This is a genomic window from Rhodopirellula baltica SH 1 (genome assembly GCF_000196115.1).
Classification (GTDB): domain Bacteria; phylum Planctomycetota; class Planctomycetia; order Pirellulales; family Pirellulaceae; genus Rhodopirellula; species Rhodopirellula baltica.
Genome location: NC_005027.1, coordinates 4661547 through 4678496 on the forward strand (window position 1 = coordinate 4661547; position 16950 = coordinate 4678496).

Below are 16950 nucleotides of genomic sequence, written 5' to 3' on the forward strand. Positions count from 1 at the left end.
CTCGCAACGAACTCGGGCGTCCGATCCAAACGAAGATACCCATCTCGCCGGGCCGGTCCACAGCAGTACGCGACAAGGTGGCGGTTGGTGCGGTCGGAAGCGAGAGGTGATTCAGCCCCAACTTTCCGCAGAGTACGCGACGCGAAGTGTCCCGCAGCAACCAAAAAACGGTGGGAACCGAAGTCCCCACCGAGATGAGTCAAACCGGGCGAGTCCCGGCGTGGGCCGCTACTTTGGAGCGGACTTCAGAGGCAGCGTCGGCTGGACACTTTCCAGGTCGGTCCACAGGGTGCCTTCGCCGGCGTAGAACATTTTCAAATCCAGCGACGTCGGCAACTGCTCAGCAAACTCCCACTTATTGAAAGCACTGGGCGATCCAAACGCCTGCACCGCCAACCGAAATTTGTCCGCCGTGGCTTCGGCCGCCATTTGCTTGGCTTCCGCCGAGGCACGCCCGAGCAAGACCGATCGCTGAGCGTCCAACTCTGCCGTTTCACGGTCAATTTGTGCGATCAGACGCCCTGTTTCGGCAGCGATCTCTTTGGCTTTCTTTTCGCCTTCGGCCAAAACACCAGCACGCAATCGTTCGGTGTCCACCTGAACTCGCTCGGCTTCCAAATCGACCTTGCGTTCCGCTTCTCGCAAGTCTGCCTCGATCCGAGCCGTCTTGGTTTCCTCATCGCGGGTCAGCTTCAGTTCGTCGCTGACGTATCCCTTTTGGATCGGTTCACGAACGTTCTTGGGGATATAGATGTGTCGCACCAAGCCATAGAGCATCGAGATTTCTTTTTCCGACAGCACGCTTTGGAAATCTTCGCTGACATCGGTTTGGAACTGTTCACGAGTTTCACCGATCAGCAACTCAATCGCTCCCATCTTGGAACCATTGTTGCGACAGATGCTTTCGCTCTGAGGTTCAATGACCTTCTGTTCCACTGCGTCCAAGTTGCCAAAGACGCGAACAATTTGGGCAGCGTTTTCGGGCATCACGCCCCAAATCGCTGAGAAGTCCAATTGAATGTCAAAACCATCGTTGCTGGGGAAATTGATTCCCGTGTCCAGTGTCGCCAGTGGCTCACCATGTTCGTCATGCATTGGGTTGCCTTGAGCATCGACTTGCTTTTGAACTTCAATGCTGGACTCGTTGTAGCCAACATTGATGATGTCGATTTGTTGCTCGTTCGGATTGACCGGATACAACCCCGGCTGCAACACCTTCGACTGAACACCCTTTTGCAAACCGGCTTGTTCGTTGTTTGTCTGCAATGTGACCACGCCGACGTATCCCGTTGGAATTTCAACCCAACCGCTGTTCTTCTCTTGGTTGCCGTATCGCTTCACTTCGCGTTTGACAATTTTGAATTCGTACGCGTATGGATTGGCACGGTAACGGCCGGGACCAAAGACCTTTCGCAAGATGCCTCGCTGGGTCGCTTGATTGTCGCCGTCCAAATCACCATCGACGAGAAATTCCCCCTTGGGCAAGCTCTCGCCAACCTTGCAAGTCACCACACCGATTTCGCCGGGAAGAATCACCGTGTCTGGCACCACATTTCGCTGCCAGTAGATCGGATTGTAAAAATGTCGGCCCGGCCCCATCATTTTCGCGCGCACGCCAACCTCACCGTCGCCGGCTAATCGATTGGGCTCGGCTTCGGGAGCCGTCAACACCAATGGCCCTTTGTATCGAAGCTGCAAACTATGTCCTTCGGGAACATAGACGCGGCAAAAGAACCACAAAAACGCGAAATACAAACCGCCCAGGATCCACAGACCACTGAACGCTAAACCAATCCAAGATTTATGACGGCGAAGGCTCATTCTGATTCTCCTGATTGGTCTTGATTCGATGGGTTGTTCAATTCAGCGGTTGGCGGATCCTTGTCATTGGATGACTCCTCGTTGAATTCGTTGAAGATGTTCATCAGCGAACTGTCAGCCGTGTTGACCATCATTTGGCGATAGCTCGGGGCTAGTTTGCGAAGCATCACCCAGCGGGCGTACTCATCACCTTCGCCGTTGTAGGCCTCGACTGATTTCACCCACCCGGCGGCTTCCGCTTCGTTTTCGAATCCGATGACTTCGGCTTCTGCCTTGCCTTGTGCCAGAATGGCTTCGGACTGGTCCTTCGCCGCCGCCAACTCCACCTCAGCGACCTTCTTTCTTTGTTCCGCTTCGATCACCGCGACTTCTTGTTGCCGCATCGCTTCGGTGGTCAGCTTGATGACCTCTCGGTCAACTTCGACCAACGCTTCCTTTCGTTTGACCATTTCTTGTTCGATCTTGAGCTGCTGCTCACTGGTTTGCTGCTCGATCTCTTTGACGTATTGCTGAGCTTGCTGTGTCGCAATTTGACGATCACGAACCGGCGACGCGATTTGCTGTGGCGGTGAGATGCGAGTCACCAAAGCTTGGATGATCTCGATGCCTTGTTGGCGACAGGTTTCACCCAGCGTCTGCTGAAAGTCTTTTTGAAACGCCAATCGTTTTTCACCCAAGATGAAATCGCGGCCGGAGTTATCACTTCCGCGAAGACGACAAAACGAACGTGCATTGGGCAAGATGATTTTTTCGATGATCTCTTCTTCGACCCGGGCATCGTATCCATCATCGTTGCCGGAATCGTTGTAGGTCACGAAAACTTCTGCGGCTCGCTCTGGATCCACTCGAAACTCGATCCGACCGTCCAATCGAACCCAAAATCCATCACGACTGGGGAACCCCATTTCGCCGCCATTGGAAAGATTGAATCGTTGGCTGCGGCAATCCACTAAGTTCACGCGCTGAACATAGGGATTGATGTAGTAGACGCCGGGATCCAAAGTCTTCTCCTGAACACCACGTTTGCCCTCTTCAACGAGAAGTTGATTTGGATCTTCCGCGGGTGGAGCTGACAGCAAGGTTACGACTCCTTTGAACCCAGCGGGGATCACAATCGGTTCGTGCAATTCCACCAGCTCGATGAAATTGTCTCGGTAACGAGGAACCTCCTGCCCCGCCTCGTAGACAACCGCGTTCAATTGGTGACGACCGGGACGAAGCACCTCCGCGGCAATTCCTTTCTGGTTGGGCTCGTAGGCAATCAAGTTGCCGTAGCCCAAGTCATCGCCGTACAAGCGAATGCGAACACCCAAACGGTTCTCGGGAATTTCGACTTGGGGAACGATGTCCCAATCCCAATTCCATGGGTTGTAGAAATACCGACCTTCGGTCAGCACTTTTTCCTGCAAGCCTTTGAACTTGCCAAAGTCAGCTTCCGCGACGACTTCGGTGGAGTTCTCGATTTCACTGCCCGTTTTCTTCAGCAACACCGCAATGTGACCACTGGGTACTTCGATGCGGCAGAACATGTAAAACCAAATCACGCCTAGCAATCCGGCGGCGAGCAAGCCAAGACCGGCGGTGCCGATCAAGCCCTGTCGCAACAGACGACGCATTGCGGGCGAATTCAGTGGAGAGTTGGAATTCGAGGAGGATTCCATGGGAAAAACCTGAAACGATATGAACAAATGACCAAGCAGAGAGCCCAGGCAGCCAAAAGCTAGCATGCAGGGCGCTCGCTAACCCAAAAGCGATCAAAATGACACCACGTTTCGATCTCCAGGCCACTTTCCCCGCCCATTTGTAGCCATTTCGTGCGAAATAGAGGCTTCTTCGTGGCCATACCGAGGCAGCGGGGTGAAACTCACTTGACACAAGCTCAATTCAGCCTATAGTTCGGTCGAAAGTTGGGTGGTTCAGACATCGAAACGCTGATGTCGCAAACGTTCCCCCTTCCTCAGGCCCCCCAATGATTCGATGTGGTGCGAGGCCGGTTTCTCCCGCGTTGTGGTATTTTTGCCGTGACTCAGGTAAACCCTCGTGCAACTGAATCACGACCATTGGGTCGCCATCCGCATTCGGGCAAGAAGTGAATTCGACATTGGGTTGAATTTGTTTCGTATCGCCCAAGTCGGTGATGTTTCATGGCGAGTCATGGATTCGTCCAACGGGAATCTCCCCACGGCAAGGAATTGCCTGTCGCGATGAGTTTGGCTCAGACGCAGTTTGACTCACAAGCAATGTCCAACGGTCGCGTTGTTGGTGTTACCGCAACCCTCGACGCACAAGACCTCGTATTTCAAACGCGGTTACTCTTGATTGGTTGTCAAAGCGAGTTGGTGCTTGGAAACCGCCATGGGCTTCTGCCACATGGTTCGGATCGTTTTCGATCTGTTCGAGCGTGACAAACCAAGCTGATCCCTTTCGGGATGCTTGCGAACGACAACAGGAATAACAGATGGCGAAGAAAAAACGTGCCCCGCGTGGTCGAGGTGGTTTTGGTTCCCAAAATGGCGGTCAGGGCCAAGGCCAAGGTGGCGGTGGTGGCCAAGGCGGTGGTGGAAAATCACGTTCACGACGTCGGCGTCGCGGTGGCGGCGGTGGCGGAGGCGGAAACGGTGGTGGCAACAATGGCGAACCAGCCGATTTCGTAAGCGATGCACCACTCGAAGAGTGGGACGGCATCCTGGAACTGCACCCCAATGGCTACGGCTTTCTTCGCAGTCCCAAAAACAACTACTCTCGCGAACGCACCGATCCATTCGTGCCCGGCACGATGATCGAGAAATTCGGGCTCCGGCAGGGCCTGATTCTCAAAACCATGGTGCAGCAGGCTAAGCGACAGCAAGGGCCTCGGGTTCGAGAAATCCTCGATGTCGACGGCATGTCGCCTGAGTCTTACGCCGACGTTGCCAGCTTCGATGAACTAACACCAATCAACCCCGAGCAACCTCTTAAGCTCGAACACGGCAAGCTGCCTCTGACCAATCGAGTCATCGACTTGCTGGCACCGCTTGGCAAAGGACAACGTGCACTGATCGTCGCACCGCCACGCAGCGGGAAAACGATCATGCTTCAGCACATCGCTGAAGGCATCTCTCAGAACCATCCCGAATTGACGATGATGGTTTTGCTGATCGATGAACGACCAGAAGAAGTCACCGACATGCGACGTAGCATCAAGGGTGGCGAAGTGATCGCCAGTAGCTTGGACATGGACATCGAAAGCCATGTTCGACTCAGCCAACTGGTCATTGATCGAGCCAAACGATTGGCCGAAATGGGTCAAGACGTTTTCTTGATGCTCGACTCAATCACCCGTTTGGCCCGTGCATTCAACAAGTGGGTCGGCAAATCCGGCCGCGGTGGTGCGACGGGAACTGGTGGTTTGGACATTCGAGCCATGGATGTTCCGAAGAAATTGTTCGCAACCGCACGTGCGTTCCAAGAAGGTGGCTCGCTCACGATCGTCGGCACTTGCTTGGTCGACACCAATTCGCGAATGGACGATGCGATTTTCCAAGAGTTCAAAGGCACCGGTAACATGGAAGTCATCCTGGATCGACGCCTCGCCGACCGGCGCGTGTATCCTGCGATCGACATTTCGCAGTCGGGCACCCGCCGCGAAGAACTGTTGCTCGATGAAGAAACCTACGAAACCGTCTCCATGCTGCGACGTACTCTCAGTGAGATGCACCCTGTCGACGCGATGGAACAATTGACCAAGCAACTTGGTCGGTTCGAGGACAATGAAGGCTTCCTGAAGCTGATCTCAGGCGCGAAACTCGCCTGATCAGGCATGGTTGCCAAAAACAAGCGGATCAACGAAACTGCTGATCCGCTACGGAGGATAAGCGAATTGGTGAGCGGCCTCACTGGAACTGAGGTACCCCGCAAGGGGCTGCGGGTTCGAGTCCCGTGTCCTCCGCTGAGCCCAAAAGCCCCGTCAGAACATGGTTTTGACGGGGCTTTTTTGATGCCCGCTTTCGCCCAGCACCACGGCCTCGTGCCGTGGCTGCGTCCATCGAACAGGAAGCTCATCCTCGTGAATCGCCCCGCTGAATCCGTCGACACTGTGGTTCCGTACTTTGGCGTTTTTGACCTGTTCAAAATCGGAATCGGCCCCTCCAGCTCCCACTCGGTGGGCCCAATGCGGGCTGCGGAAGCCTTCCTCACCGAGCTCGATGATTCCGACCTGCTGAAAAGCGTTTCGCGGGTCCAAATCGATCTCTACGGTTCGCTTGCGCTGACCGGTCTGGGACACCAAACCGACGTCGCATTGTTGATGGGATTGCTGGGCGAAACCCCCGACCAAATCGACACCGAAACTATTGGCGAGAAGCTTTCGTCGATCCGCGAATCAAAAAGGTTGCTGCTCAACGGCGAACGGCCAATCGACTTTTGCGAATCAACCGATCTGATCTTGCATCGTCGAACAGTCAAAGGAATGCACCCCAACACGATGCGGTTCTCTGCATTCACGGACATCGACAGCCAGACCGCCGCAATCGAAGCAACCTACCTTTCCGTTGGCGGTGGCTTCATCATCCGCGAAGGACAAACCAGCAATTCTAAAAAGGACAACACAAAAACGAATTGCTCCTCCGATGTGCCTCACCCATTCACATCAGCCAGCGAGCTGCTGAATCAATGCGACACGCATCAGATTTCGATCCACGAGCTCGCCCTCAAAAACGAGCTAACATTTCGAACTTCCGAAGAAATCCGTGAGGGACTTCAGCGAATCTGGAAAGTGATGCAAGAATGCGTCGAGAAAGGGTGCCGAACCAAAGGAATCTTGCCCGGAGGACTGAACGTCGAACGACGTGCACCAGACTTGTTTCAAACACTGACCGAACGTAGCGAACCACTGGATCGCGACCCGCTGTGCGTCTTGGACTGGGTCGATCTGTATGCACTCGCGGTCAATGAAGAGAATGCCGCCGGTGGGCGCGTCGTGACCGCGCCGACCAATGGCGCCGCGGGAATCATCCCCGCGGTGCTGCACTACCTGCAACGTTTTTGCCCAAACGTCACCGACGAAACCATCGAACGTTTTCTACTGACCGCGGCGGTGATTGGATCGCTGTATAAACGAAACGCGTCAATCTCCGGTGCAGAGGTTGGTTGCCAGGGCGAAGTGGGCGTCGCATGCTCGATGGCCGCCGGAGCTTTAACCGAAGCATTGGGCGGAACACCCCACCAAGTCGAAGAAGCCGCCGAGATCGGAATGGAACACAACTTGGGTCTAACGTGCGACCCGATCAAAGGCTTGGTTCAGGTCCCTTGCATCGAACGCAACGCCATGGGAGCAGTGAAGGCGATCAACGCAAGTCGCTTAGCGCTCCGCGGAGATGGCAAGCACTTCGTTTCCCTTGACCGTGTCATTCGGGTGATGAAACGCACAGGCGCCGACATGTCAGCTCGCTACAAAGAGACCTCCCGCGGCGGTTTGGCCGTCAACATCAGCGAATGTTAACTCTCCACGAACAACATGATCCGCCGCCTTCCGCACTCGTCAAATAACACACACGCGATTCTTTATTTCACATAGAATCCAATTTCGGTGGCTTTATACTGACGGTCGAAATCAGGTCCCCAGAAAGATTCGACGGCAAAGGAAAAACGTTTCGATGAGTGATGGCAAAGTGAAGATGGCAATGGTCGGCTTGGGCTTCGGGTCGGAGTTCATTTCGATCTATCAAGCTCACCCGGACGCTGACGTCGTGGCGATTTGCCGGCGCAACGAAACGGAACTGAACAAGGCTGGCGATCAATTTGGCATCGACCGACGCTACACCGACTTCGACGCCGTGTTGGCTGACCCAGAAGTCGAGTGCGTGCACATCAACAGTCCCATCGCTGATCATGCTTGGATGTCACTGAAGGCACTCGATGCCGGCAAACACGTGATGTGCACCGTGCCGATGGCAACGACTATCGAAGAGTGCCAGCAAATTTGCGACAAGGTCAAAGAGACCGGCTTAAAATACATGATGGCGGAAACCGTCGTTTACAGCCGCGAATTTTTGTTCATCAAGGACATGTACGAAAAAGGCGAACTGGGAAAGATCCAGCACCTTGCCGCATCGCACCCACAAGACATGGAAGGCTGGCCGAGCTACTGGGAAGAGATGATCCCAATGCACTACGCCACGCACGTTGTCAGCCCCTGCTTGGGTCTGACAAACGCTTTGGCAGAATCGGTCAGTTGCTTCGGATCGGGCACCGTTCGCGAGGAGATCGCCAAGAAATCAGGCAGCCCGTTCGCCGTTCAAAGCTGTCACATCAAACTAAAAGACAGCGACATCACGGCACACATCTGGCGTTTCCTTCACGACGTGGCTCGACAATACCGTGAGAGCTTTGACGTTTACGGAACGAAACGCAGCTTCGAGTGGACACTCATTGAAAACGAACCGCACGTGCTGCACACGGCAAAGAAACCTGAACACGAGATCCCAGAAAAGATCGAGATCCCTGACTTCGCACACTTGCTGCCAGAACCAATTCAGCGTTTCACCTTGCCAGCCGAAATTCATGATGCCGATCACCTGTCATTCGTCCAAGGCGGCGGACACGGCGGATCGCACCCACACATGGTGCACGAATTTGTGTCGGCAGTGAAAGAAGATCGCGATCCATGGCCCAACGCTCCCACGGCTGCGAACTGGACCTGCACCGGTTTGTGCGCTCATCAATCAGCGATGAAGGGCGGCGAACTGGTTCGCCTTCCCGACTTCAGCTAATCCGCTGCAAAAAGCTCCAAACTTCATCAAGCCCGCTCTTCTCGAACGGGCTTATTTTTTGCAACGTGATCATCGAGGAATCCGTCCTACTTCAGATCAATCCGGATCGCGATCGGCAAGTGATCGCTCGCGTAGCGGCCGGCTTCCGTTCGAGGATCCAGTGTTCGGTATTCTTGGACCACAACTCGGTCATTGACCAAGACGTGATCGATTCGCCGATCAGGCTGAATGGCTTTGAATCCATTCCAAGTTCCGGTCGGGCCCGTGGGTTTTCCATCCACCTCGTCTCGGGCATCCAGTAACTTCACCTTTTCACCGGATTGCAATGCCTTCAGCGGAGCCGAATCTGGCATCGCATTGAAATCGCCCATCACAATCACGGGCAAATCCGTCGCTCGTTGATCAACTTCTGCGGCAACCAAGCGACCAGATTGCTCACGAGCATTTTGGCCTCGGTGATCGAAATGAGAATTGATAACCAGAAACTCAGCTCGATCCAATTTGCGACGCAGCACCATCCAAGTCATCGTCCGAGGCAAGGCTGCGTCCCAACCTTTCGAACCGACCACGGTGGGTGTCTCTGACAACCAAAGCGTCCCGTGGTCCATCGCTTCGAATCGATCATGTCGGTATCCGATAGGAGCGAATTCACCACCTTCCTTTCCATCGTCTCGCCCGACGCCATACCAAGTCCACTCGGGTGTGCCTTCTTGAATGTCGTGTAATTGCTGCACCGTGACTTCCTGCAGTCCTACCACGTCCGCGGACGCAATCGTTTCAATGACCTTGGATCGTCGCATCGACCAGAGATCTTGCCGGTCGTGTGTGTTTAAGTAACGAATGTTGTAGGTCATCGCGGTGAAAGATTCATCGGCAACGACCGTCCTTGCACCAATACCGCCGAACAGGAGCATGCCGCAAACGAAGGCAAGCCACAAAGCTGGATTTGTTGCGGAAGCGAATTGTCTCAAAGTCATTTTGTTTCTCCGGTTACCCAGGATGCCCCTGGATGGATGCTCGCGAATGGAACCAATTGCTGTGTGTTGACTCAAGGAGCATCGGGACGCACGCCGCAGTAGTTGACGACCATGCCCAACTGATTGGCGACCAACGCTTTGGCTCGCATGGCCAAGTCCGCTTCGTCCGCTGATTTCGCGTAAGCAACTTGAATGTGGTTGGCCTTGTGACGCGCCATCATTTCGTCTCGCGAAACCCCATGAAGAACCGCGTGCATGATGGGCCACTGTGGGGTCGTAGCATCCCAGCGTCGCTGCGTTTCTTCGGCTGGCAATTCGATCGAGGTCGCGCGTCCTAAATCCATGTGCAACCGATCATCCGCCACAAAGATCCGCGACCAAACCACTTCGCCTGGCTTGGAAATACCTCGGATCGTGCTGCCGCCCGATGGAAAGTACATCGGCGGTTGCCGGAAACCTTCAGCATCCGCCCAACCGTTTTCAAAGTGGGAAGCCGGGACCGCACCGCTGATTTCCAGCACCCAAACCTCTTCAGCGGTCGTGCCGCTCGCGTCGCGATCTGACCATCGCAAATCATGCAATGTATTCTCGACCGGTTGCCCCAAAGCGGAATGGACTCGGTTGGTAATCAATCCATCCAAACCCGCACACTCATCGACTTCGTTGAAGTGCGTCAGGGGACCTCCCGCATACAACTCACGCGAACCGTCGCGAGAAAAGACCGGGGGACGAACGGAGTCGTTGAGCATGCCTTCGACCAAGTCGCTTGCGGGCAACAGATCTTTCAATCCTTGTTGGTACTGAATCCCAATCGCGTCGCAGCCAAAGTCATCTGCGATTCGCATCGCTGCGATGTAAACCCGACATTGCCCAAGAATCTGATCGTCGGTGAGATCGGTCTCGTGGTTGGTGCCGGTGTGAAATTTCATTCCCGCTTGGTCCAACCAGTCGCGTACCGACTGCGCCTCCTCATCACTCACTTGCTGAGATTCGAAGTAGAGTGCCGATTGGCTGAGTCGCTCCTTGAAAACGCCAGTCGCGTGCAAAAGATGATCAGGAATGATGGCGTTGAACATACCCATGCATCCTTCATCGAAGACACCCAAGATGGCCTTCTCACGCTGCAACGTTTCCGCAATCTGCAACGCCAATGCTCGCGTGTTGGCGTCGCAACTGGTGATTTCATATGGAGTCACGTGACTCATTTCGTGAGCGACGGACCCGGTGTCCAACCAACTTTTCAGTTTATCCAAGAACACGGCGTCGGCGAATTCTTTGCTCCACAGCGAACTGTACTGCACTCCGGCTTTGGTCAACGAACCGTTGAGATTCAACAATCCCACCAAACCAGGCCACTGGCCGGACCAATTCGCCACCGTCAAAATGGAACCACGGTGCGTCGTCAAACCGGCCAAAACGTGATGTGAATATTGCCACACCGCTTCAGCAACAATGAGCGGAGCGTCAGGGTCAATATCACGAAACACATCCATCCCTTGACGCTGGGAACGGATGAAACCGTGGCCGCGTGCTTCATCGAACTGATGACCGCGAACGACACGGTGTCCTAACGATTCAATCGCCGCGATCAATCGCGACTCCATGTCCTTTTGGGCCTCCCAACAAACTTGGTTCGCGGAATCTCGCAGGTCTCCGGAGGCAATCAATGTGATCGTTTGAGGCATCTTCTCGTCAGCCAATGAAGTAGTAGAAAAGTGAATTAAATTCGTTGCTGTGCGACCGCGTCGGCCAATTGACGATAGCGATCATAAAGCGATTCGTAAGCACGCGTTCGCTCTGGTCGAGGCATGATCAGGTCACGTTGATCCTCGGGCACCGCCGCCATCGCGGACGCCGCTTCAGCAATACTGGAAAATGGCGTCTTCTCCGGCCCGGCGGCGACCATTCCCAAGACAGCGGCCCCGACCGCAGGCCCTTGCGTGGAGGGATGGATTTCGATGGGCATTCCCAACACGTCTGCATACACCTCCACGAACGCCCGATTGTGATGCGGCAACCCACCCGTGGCGATCAAACGATCGATCGGAACACCGCTTTCATCCGAACCGGATGCCGAGTGATCAGCGGAACCATGACGCAGCAGCTCGGTGATCCAACGCACCCCGAACGCGGACGCTTCCATCAATGCGAGGTAAAGATGAGCGGGACCGTGCTGCATTCCCAGTCCTGTGAAGGCACCGCGAACCGCACCGTCCATCAATGGTGTTCGACAACCGTTTAGCCAATCCAAGCACGTGACGCCCGCGGCACCGGGAGGCAAAGCCATCGCCTCTTTGGCCAAATCATCGAACGAGTCGCGGTTCAGTAATTTCAGCAACCAAGCGAAAGCATCACCGACGGCAGCCTGGCCCGTTTCATAACCAAACAACCCAGGCAAGATCCCACCCTCGACGACGCCGGCTACTCCGGGAATGTCCACCATCTTGGTGGCGTTGAGCATGTGACAACTGCTGGTCCCCAACACCATCACCAAAGCACCGGGTTCAGCGGCGCCGACACCGGGCACGCCCGAGTGCGCATCAATGATTGCTGCCGAGACGGGAACGCCCGCTGGCAATCCAAAACGCATTGCCATCTTTTCGGTCAAGTGACCCGCGACCTGTCCCGGTGAACGCATTTCGCCGGGCATCCGATTGGCAACCGCTTCGGCGAGCTTCGGATGGACGGCCTGAAAGTAATCTTGCGACGGGTAGCCTTCATCAGCCGACCACATCGCCTTGTAGCCGGCTTGGCAAGTCGAACGAACGAGTGCATGACAATCGCCGCCGACAAGTTGCCAAACAAACCAGTCCCCCGCTTCCAACCACACCTCGGCCGCTTCGGCCACATCACGATCACATTCAATCGTTTCAAGCATCTTGGGAAAGAACCATTCCAATCCGATCACACCACCATATCGTTTCAAGAATGACTCCCCTCGCTCTTTCGCGATGGCCGTCATTCGATCGGCTTGTTCCAAAGCACCGTGATGCTTCCATAGCTTTGGCCAAGCCAATGGTCTCGACTTCCAACCGTCCAATTCGCAAAGCGGAGTGCCGTTGCGTTGGGTGGGCAACATTGTGCAACTGGTGAAGTCCACGCCGATGCCAACAACCTCGTCGCCAACCATACCAGCAGACGTCAACGCCTCCTTGGTGGCCACTGCCGCCGACTCAATCCAATCGGCCGGACATTGCAGTGCATACCGATCCGGCAACGGCGTCTCGCTGCCGGGCAAAGTATCAAGCATCTGGCCATGTTCAAACGAACTGACCGCGGACCCAACCTCGCGACCATCGGCGTCCACCAAGATGGCACGCACGGACTCCGTTCCGAAATCGAGACCTAGAGCGATGATGGACATGGATCGTATGAAGTCTTTTAAAACAAGGAGTAACGAATGCGAGGAAAACAAGTGACTAACACCTATCTCCCGATCGAGGTGAAGTGACGAAACCGATTGCCGAGTGAGCTCAGAACGTGAGCCCCAGCGTCATCGGTCAAGCACCACTGTCACCGCTGAAGGCGATCACTGGGCATCGCGAAAGGAACGACCACGATCGTAACTGATCTTTGATACCGTTTCCGACGCACCATCGACGTGTGCTTCAAACTTCAGCTCGATCCGTTCATCTTCGCTGCTGTCATCGAACCGCAATTTGGAACAGTCCACCTTTCCAGGCTTAGATTGTTCCCACAAAACGGTGATCGGTCCCGACCATTTAGTACCGTCATGATAGCGGTATCGCACGACGTCGGACTTTGTCGCATCCGTTCCCGGTTCAATCCAGGCCGCGATGCGTCCCCGCGTCGAATCGAAAGTGATTGCATCATCCCGGTCCACCTCCGGATCAACGGGTTTCGCTGGCGACGCACGCTGAAACTGGACATCCGCGGCCAAGTCGGCTTCTGAAAACGAAATGCAATCATCATGAAAAATGTGATAGATCCGGCCGTTTTCGCTACCAACGATCAGATCCAATTTCCCGTCTCGATTGAAGTCACAAACCGCGGGGCTGGCGGTATGCCCCGCGACATTGCGCCGAGCCAAGTTGCCGATGCGTTTAAGAACCACCTTGCCGTCTTGATCGGCGACGTTGCGGTACCAAGTGACGTTTTCGGAATTGATCAATATGTCCAATCGTCCATCTGAATCCCAATCGCCAACGGCGAGCTTCACACGTCCGGAACGCCCGGCGGTTCCAGCAGCCAAACGGATTGGCTGACCAGACTCATCAACAAACAATCGCTCGGCTTCTCCCGCTGAACGACGAAGTGTTAGATAGCCTTCTTGATCCATCAACACCAAATCAAGTGTTTCGTCGCCGTCGAAATCGACCGCGACCGGAGTCGTCCGCCACTGCGTCAAGGAATTATTCGTGGCGGACTTCCAGGGGTACCAAGCCGGTGGATTCTCGACCGGAGCCGATTTCAATTCGTGTTCAACCAAGGTGCCTGATTCATTGAGCAACACTCCAACCTCTGCCAAGATTGAGTTGTAAACGATGTCATCATCCCCATCGCCATCCCAATCGGCGAGCGACAATGTGGTGTAGCCCCACTTGGCTTCGCATGGCCCTTGAATCGAACCATTCTCGCCCGCCAAGATTCGAAACGGCTCTTCCGTTCCGTCCGCATTGCGAACATTCAACAACACTGGTTCAGCCCACTTGGGCAATCCATCGGCTCCTTGTCCGAGATTTTCAAACCAACCGATGTTGCCTGCGGTATTACCACAAACAATGTCATCGTCGCCGTCTTGGTCCCAGTCGGACACGTACGGTGTTGCAAGCGCACCGAATTTCAACGTGTCAGCTTTTTGCCGGAAGTAAACCGGATTTTGAAACACGGGTTGTCCATCGCGCAGCTCACCCGTGTTTTCGATCAACGCAACGCGGCCGTCTTCATCGCCCACGATCAAGTCCGCATCACCATCACGGTCCCAATCAATCGCGGTCGGGGTAATCATCTGCAAATGCATTGTCAGACGTTCGCCATCAACGTTTTGAAGCTCTTTGCCTGATTGATACCGAGGCTCTTTACGTGAGCCAACGTTTTCGAAGTAAGTGAAATAGTCCAAGAAGTTACCGACAACAATGTCGAGATCCTTGTCTCCATCGAAGTCAACAAAACTAGCACACGGCCACCCGTAGACATCAATCACGCTGTCACCCGCAGAAATCATCTCCGGCTTTTTGTAATTTGGGGCGGAGTCATTGCCCGAGTTCGTCATCAAAAACAAGTAGCCGTGCAATGGACCGTTTTGCCAAGTGCCGTTCTCGTCGTAAGCGTGGTCCCACCCCAGGTCAGCCCAATCTCCAACACCGGCGACCAAGTCGTGATCACCGTCGCCGTCATAGTCCACATACCGCCACATGTTGCCGCGAATTCGAGCTCCCGGCGTGGTCAACGGTTTCCCAGGAGCAGAAATCCCTGTCGGTTTGTCGAAGTCGAATTTTCCCGTCGAGGGATCCTGTGCAAAGTACTTACCAGGAATCAACACTCTGGCCTCGCCGTTGACTTCACTCGCCAACATATTGTGGAACGCGCGGCCGAGACGAACCGGTGCTTCGAAGACCGGCATTTTGACGCTCGGGTCCTGAGTTGTATTTTCGAAGTAATACGTTCCGTTCGAAGGTTTGTCCGGACAGCCAACCAACAAGTCCAAATCGCCGTCGCCGTCATAGTCCATTGGCAAAGGATAAGCCCAGAGCCCCACACCCAAGTCCACTTCTAACCCCGGATAGTTGTAGTTCAGTGGCACCAACTTTGGATTGTCCTGCGCACTCACTCTTTGACCAGACTGGAACGTCAACGTGGCTAGCAATCCGACAGCCAACGCAATCGGTTTCAACGACCGTCTGTGAATTCTCATGGTTGCTTTCTCTCTCATCAGGTTGCTTTTATTGAACACTTGTCTTTGATTATGTCACTTTGAATGTTTCGATTCCGTCATGAAAATCTGATTGAATGTTGCCGCACCATCTTCCACCGCTCCACCGAATGCGATTTCGTTTCCGTCTGGTGAATAAACCACCGCAAACGGAAGGCAAACAAGCCGATCATTTTGTTCTGCCACTATCTCTACGCTTCCGTCATCCAAACTGACTTCGCAAATGGAGTTGCCAATCACACAAGCAACCAGATCACCGCTCGGATGAATGGAAAACGCGGAACCAACGGTTTCGCTTCCAAAAGAAACTTGCTGAGGCGATCCTCCGTTTGGCGAAATCGACCAAAGCTGTACCACTCCGTTGTCGTCTCGCATCAGGAAGACAATTTTGCTTCCGTCAGGTTTACTTCGCGGCCAATGACGAACATCCGTTGCCAAACCCGGATACGCTCGATCCGTGGTTCGAGTCAATCGCCGCTGAACCGTTCCGGCAGGCGGCGCAGGTCGTGAATGGGCAGTGCCTTGCAATGGTTCCGATCCGGCAATCATGCAATTCGCGGGCAACTCCACCACAAACAATTCTGGCACTGTTTTGGTTTGCTTCCTCGATGAAGCTCGACTTGCTTCATCACCGCTCGGTGAGCCGTCGACCGACACATCACCGATGAATGCCAATGCCCTACTCTGCCCAACTCCAACTGGCTGATCGCAAGCTTTACTTCCGATCCAAGCATCTTCGTAGGCTTTGCAAATTTGGTCCGTACCAATTTTCGGATCGTCGTGCGTTTGAGTCACAACGACGCTGAAGCAATCCCCATCGTGATTGCGACGATGAGTCTTCGGCACGGTGACAGTGTTGTTTGGGATAGAGACGCCCACGTTTCGTTGGTTGGATTGCCCGTTTTCCGGGTTCATCGCCAACACATGGTCTTCGTAGGTGAAGCTGACCCACTCACCTTTTTGATCAAACACGTGAACATGACTCCCGCCACGAAGTGCTCCAGGAGTGAAGGGATCCACAACATCCCGAGCATCGAGATGCTGAACCTGGGTATCTTGCCCCGGACGCATACAAACGCCATGTCGATGATAGGCGCAGTAGCTCCAGTCCGCGGTTGGGTCTTCCGGTCCATGTATAAACGCGATTTTGTTTTCGACGGGACTGGCCGTCACAACACCAACACACACGCCACGTTGAGCTTGGTAAACCACTTCCACTTCGCCCGACCCAGTGTGCACACGTTCGATTCGCGTTCCATCAAAAACCGAACCGTTTGTGTCGCTACGGATGTCGTAATAAATCCAGTTCCCGTCCCAAGACCAAATACCTGTATTGGTGAGATGATGTTGCTGCCTTTGCCGGGTAAGCTGACGCGTCATGCCGCCACCCACGATTGAAAGCAGATGGAAGAGAAGCCGATTGCATCGTCCTGCGACACCCTGAGTGCATAGACTTCGCAGTAATGCGTTTGGGCGTCCGCATCTATAGACGCATAGGACCGATGTTGCG

General features: G+C 54.4%; 10 protein-coding genes and 1 tRNA gene. 4 read left to right on the top strand and 7 right to left on the bottom strand.

Annotated features, from left to right (window positions below; genetic code table 11):
• Nucleotides 1–228 precede the first annotated feature (228 nt).
• Both RB_RS17925 and RB_RS17930 read right to left on the bottom strand, forming a co-directional pair.
• A complete protein-coding gene (locus RB_RS17925) occupies nt 229–1821 on the bottom strand; it encodes an SPFH domain-containing protein (RefSeq protein WP_007340030.1) in 1593 nt (530 codons plus the stop codon).
• Nucleotides 1818–3437, bottom strand: a complete 1620-nt coding sequence (locus tag RB_RS17930) for an SPFH domain-containing protein (RefSeq protein WP_231845751.1) — start codon at nt 3435–3437, stop codon at nt 1818–1820. Before RB_RS17930 ends, RB_RS17925 begins: the two co-directional genes overlap by 4 nt.
• An 842-nt stretch (nt 3438–4279) precedes the next feature.
• On the opposite strand from RB_RS17930, the gene rho reads away from it, so the two are divergent.
• From rho to RB_RS17960, 4 genes are all read left to right on the top strand, one after another.
• Nucleotides 4280–5614, top strand: a complete 1335-nt coding sequence (gene rho, locus RB_RS17945) for a transcription termination factor Rho (RefSeq protein ID WP_007330229.1) — start codon at nt 4280–4282, stop codon at nt 5612–5614.
• A gap of 52 nt (nt 5615–5666) precedes the next feature.
• A tRNA-Ser gene (locus RB_RS17950) sits at nt 5667–5749 on the top strand.
• Between the two features lie 117 nt (nt 5750–5866).
• Entirely contained in the window at nt 5867–7300 is a 1434-nt protein-coding gene (locus RB_RS17955) for an L-serine ammonia-lyase (protein ID WP_164922176.1), read from the top strand.
• Nucleotides 7301–7454: 154 nt separating this feature from the next.
• Nucleotides 7455–8570, top strand: a complete 1116-nt coding sequence (locus tag RB_RS17960; RefSeq protein WP_007329925.1) for a Gfo/Idh/MocA family protein — start codon at nt 7455–7457, stop codon at nt 8568–8570.
• Nucleotides 8571–8656: 86 nt separating this feature from the next.
• Here RB_RS17960 and RB_RS17965 read toward each other — a convergent pair whose 3' ends face one another.
• The 5 genes from RB_RS17965 to RB_RS17985 form a co-directional block, all read right to left on the bottom strand.
• Complete coding sequence (locus tag RB_RS17965; RefSeq protein WP_164922929.1) at nt 8657–9484, bottom strand: endonuclease/exonuclease/phosphatase family protein; 828 nt, start codon at nt 9482–9484, stop codon at nt 8657–8659.
• Between the two features lie 134 nt (nt 9485–9618).
• The gene (locus tag RB_RS17970) at nt 9619–11247 is read right to left on the bottom strand and encodes an L-fucose/L-arabinose isomerase family protein (protein ID WP_011122003.1); all 1629 of its coding nucleotides are present in this window, start codon (nt 11245–11247) and stop codon (nt 9619–9621) included.
• Between the two features lie 20 nt (nt 11248–11267).
• A complete protein-coding gene (locus RB_RS17975) occupies nt 11268–12911 on the bottom strand; it encodes a ribulokinase (protein WP_164922177.1) in 1644 nt (547 codons plus the stop codon).
• A gap of 165 nt (nt 12912–13076) precedes the next feature.
• Nucleotides 13077–15422: an FG-GAP repeat domain-containing protein gene (locus tag RB_RS17980; protein WP_231845754.1), complete on the bottom strand. Its 2346-nt coding sequence runs from the start codon at nt 15420–15422 to the stop codon at nt 13077–13079.
• Between the two features lie 54 nt (nt 15423–15476).
• Nucleotides 15477–16832, bottom strand: coding sequence for a DUF3748 domain-containing protein (locus tag RB_RS17985; protein WP_011122006.1), 1356 nt, complete (start codon nt 16830–16832; stop codon nt 15477–15479).
• Nucleotides 16833–16950 lie beyond the last annotated feature (118 nt).

Excerpts from the sequence above, each read along its gene's own strand:
- RB_RS17965 (WP_164922929.1), bottom strand. The coding sequence starts at position 9,484 with ATGCTCCTGTTCGGCGGTATTGGTGCAAGGACGGTCGTTGCCGATGAA.
- RB_RS17975 (WP_164922177.1), bottom strand. The coding sequence starts at position 12,911 with ATGTCCATCATCGCTCTAGGTCTCGATTTCGGAACGGAGTCCGTGCGT.
- RB_RS17980 (WP_231845754.1), bottom strand. The coding sequence starts at position 15,422 with ATGAGAATTCACAGACGGTCGTTGAAACCGATTGCGTTGGCTGTCGGA.
- RB_RS17925 (WP_007340030.1), bottom strand. The coding sequence starts at position 1,821 with ATGAGCCTTCGCCGTCATAAATCTTGGATTGGTTTAGCGTTCAGTGGT.
- RB_RS17930 (WP_231845751.1), bottom strand. The coding sequence starts at position 3,437 with ATGCGTCGTCTGTTGCGACAGGGCTTGATCGGCACCGCCGGTCTTGGC.
- RB_RS17960 (WP_007329925.1), top strand. The coding sequence starts at position 7,455 with ATGAGTGATGGCAAAGTGAAGATGGCAATGGTCGGCTTGGGCTTCGGG.
- rho (WP_007330229.1), top strand. The coding sequence starts at position 4,280 with ATGGCGAAGAAAAAACGTGCCCCGCGTGGTCGAGGTGGTTTTGGTTCC.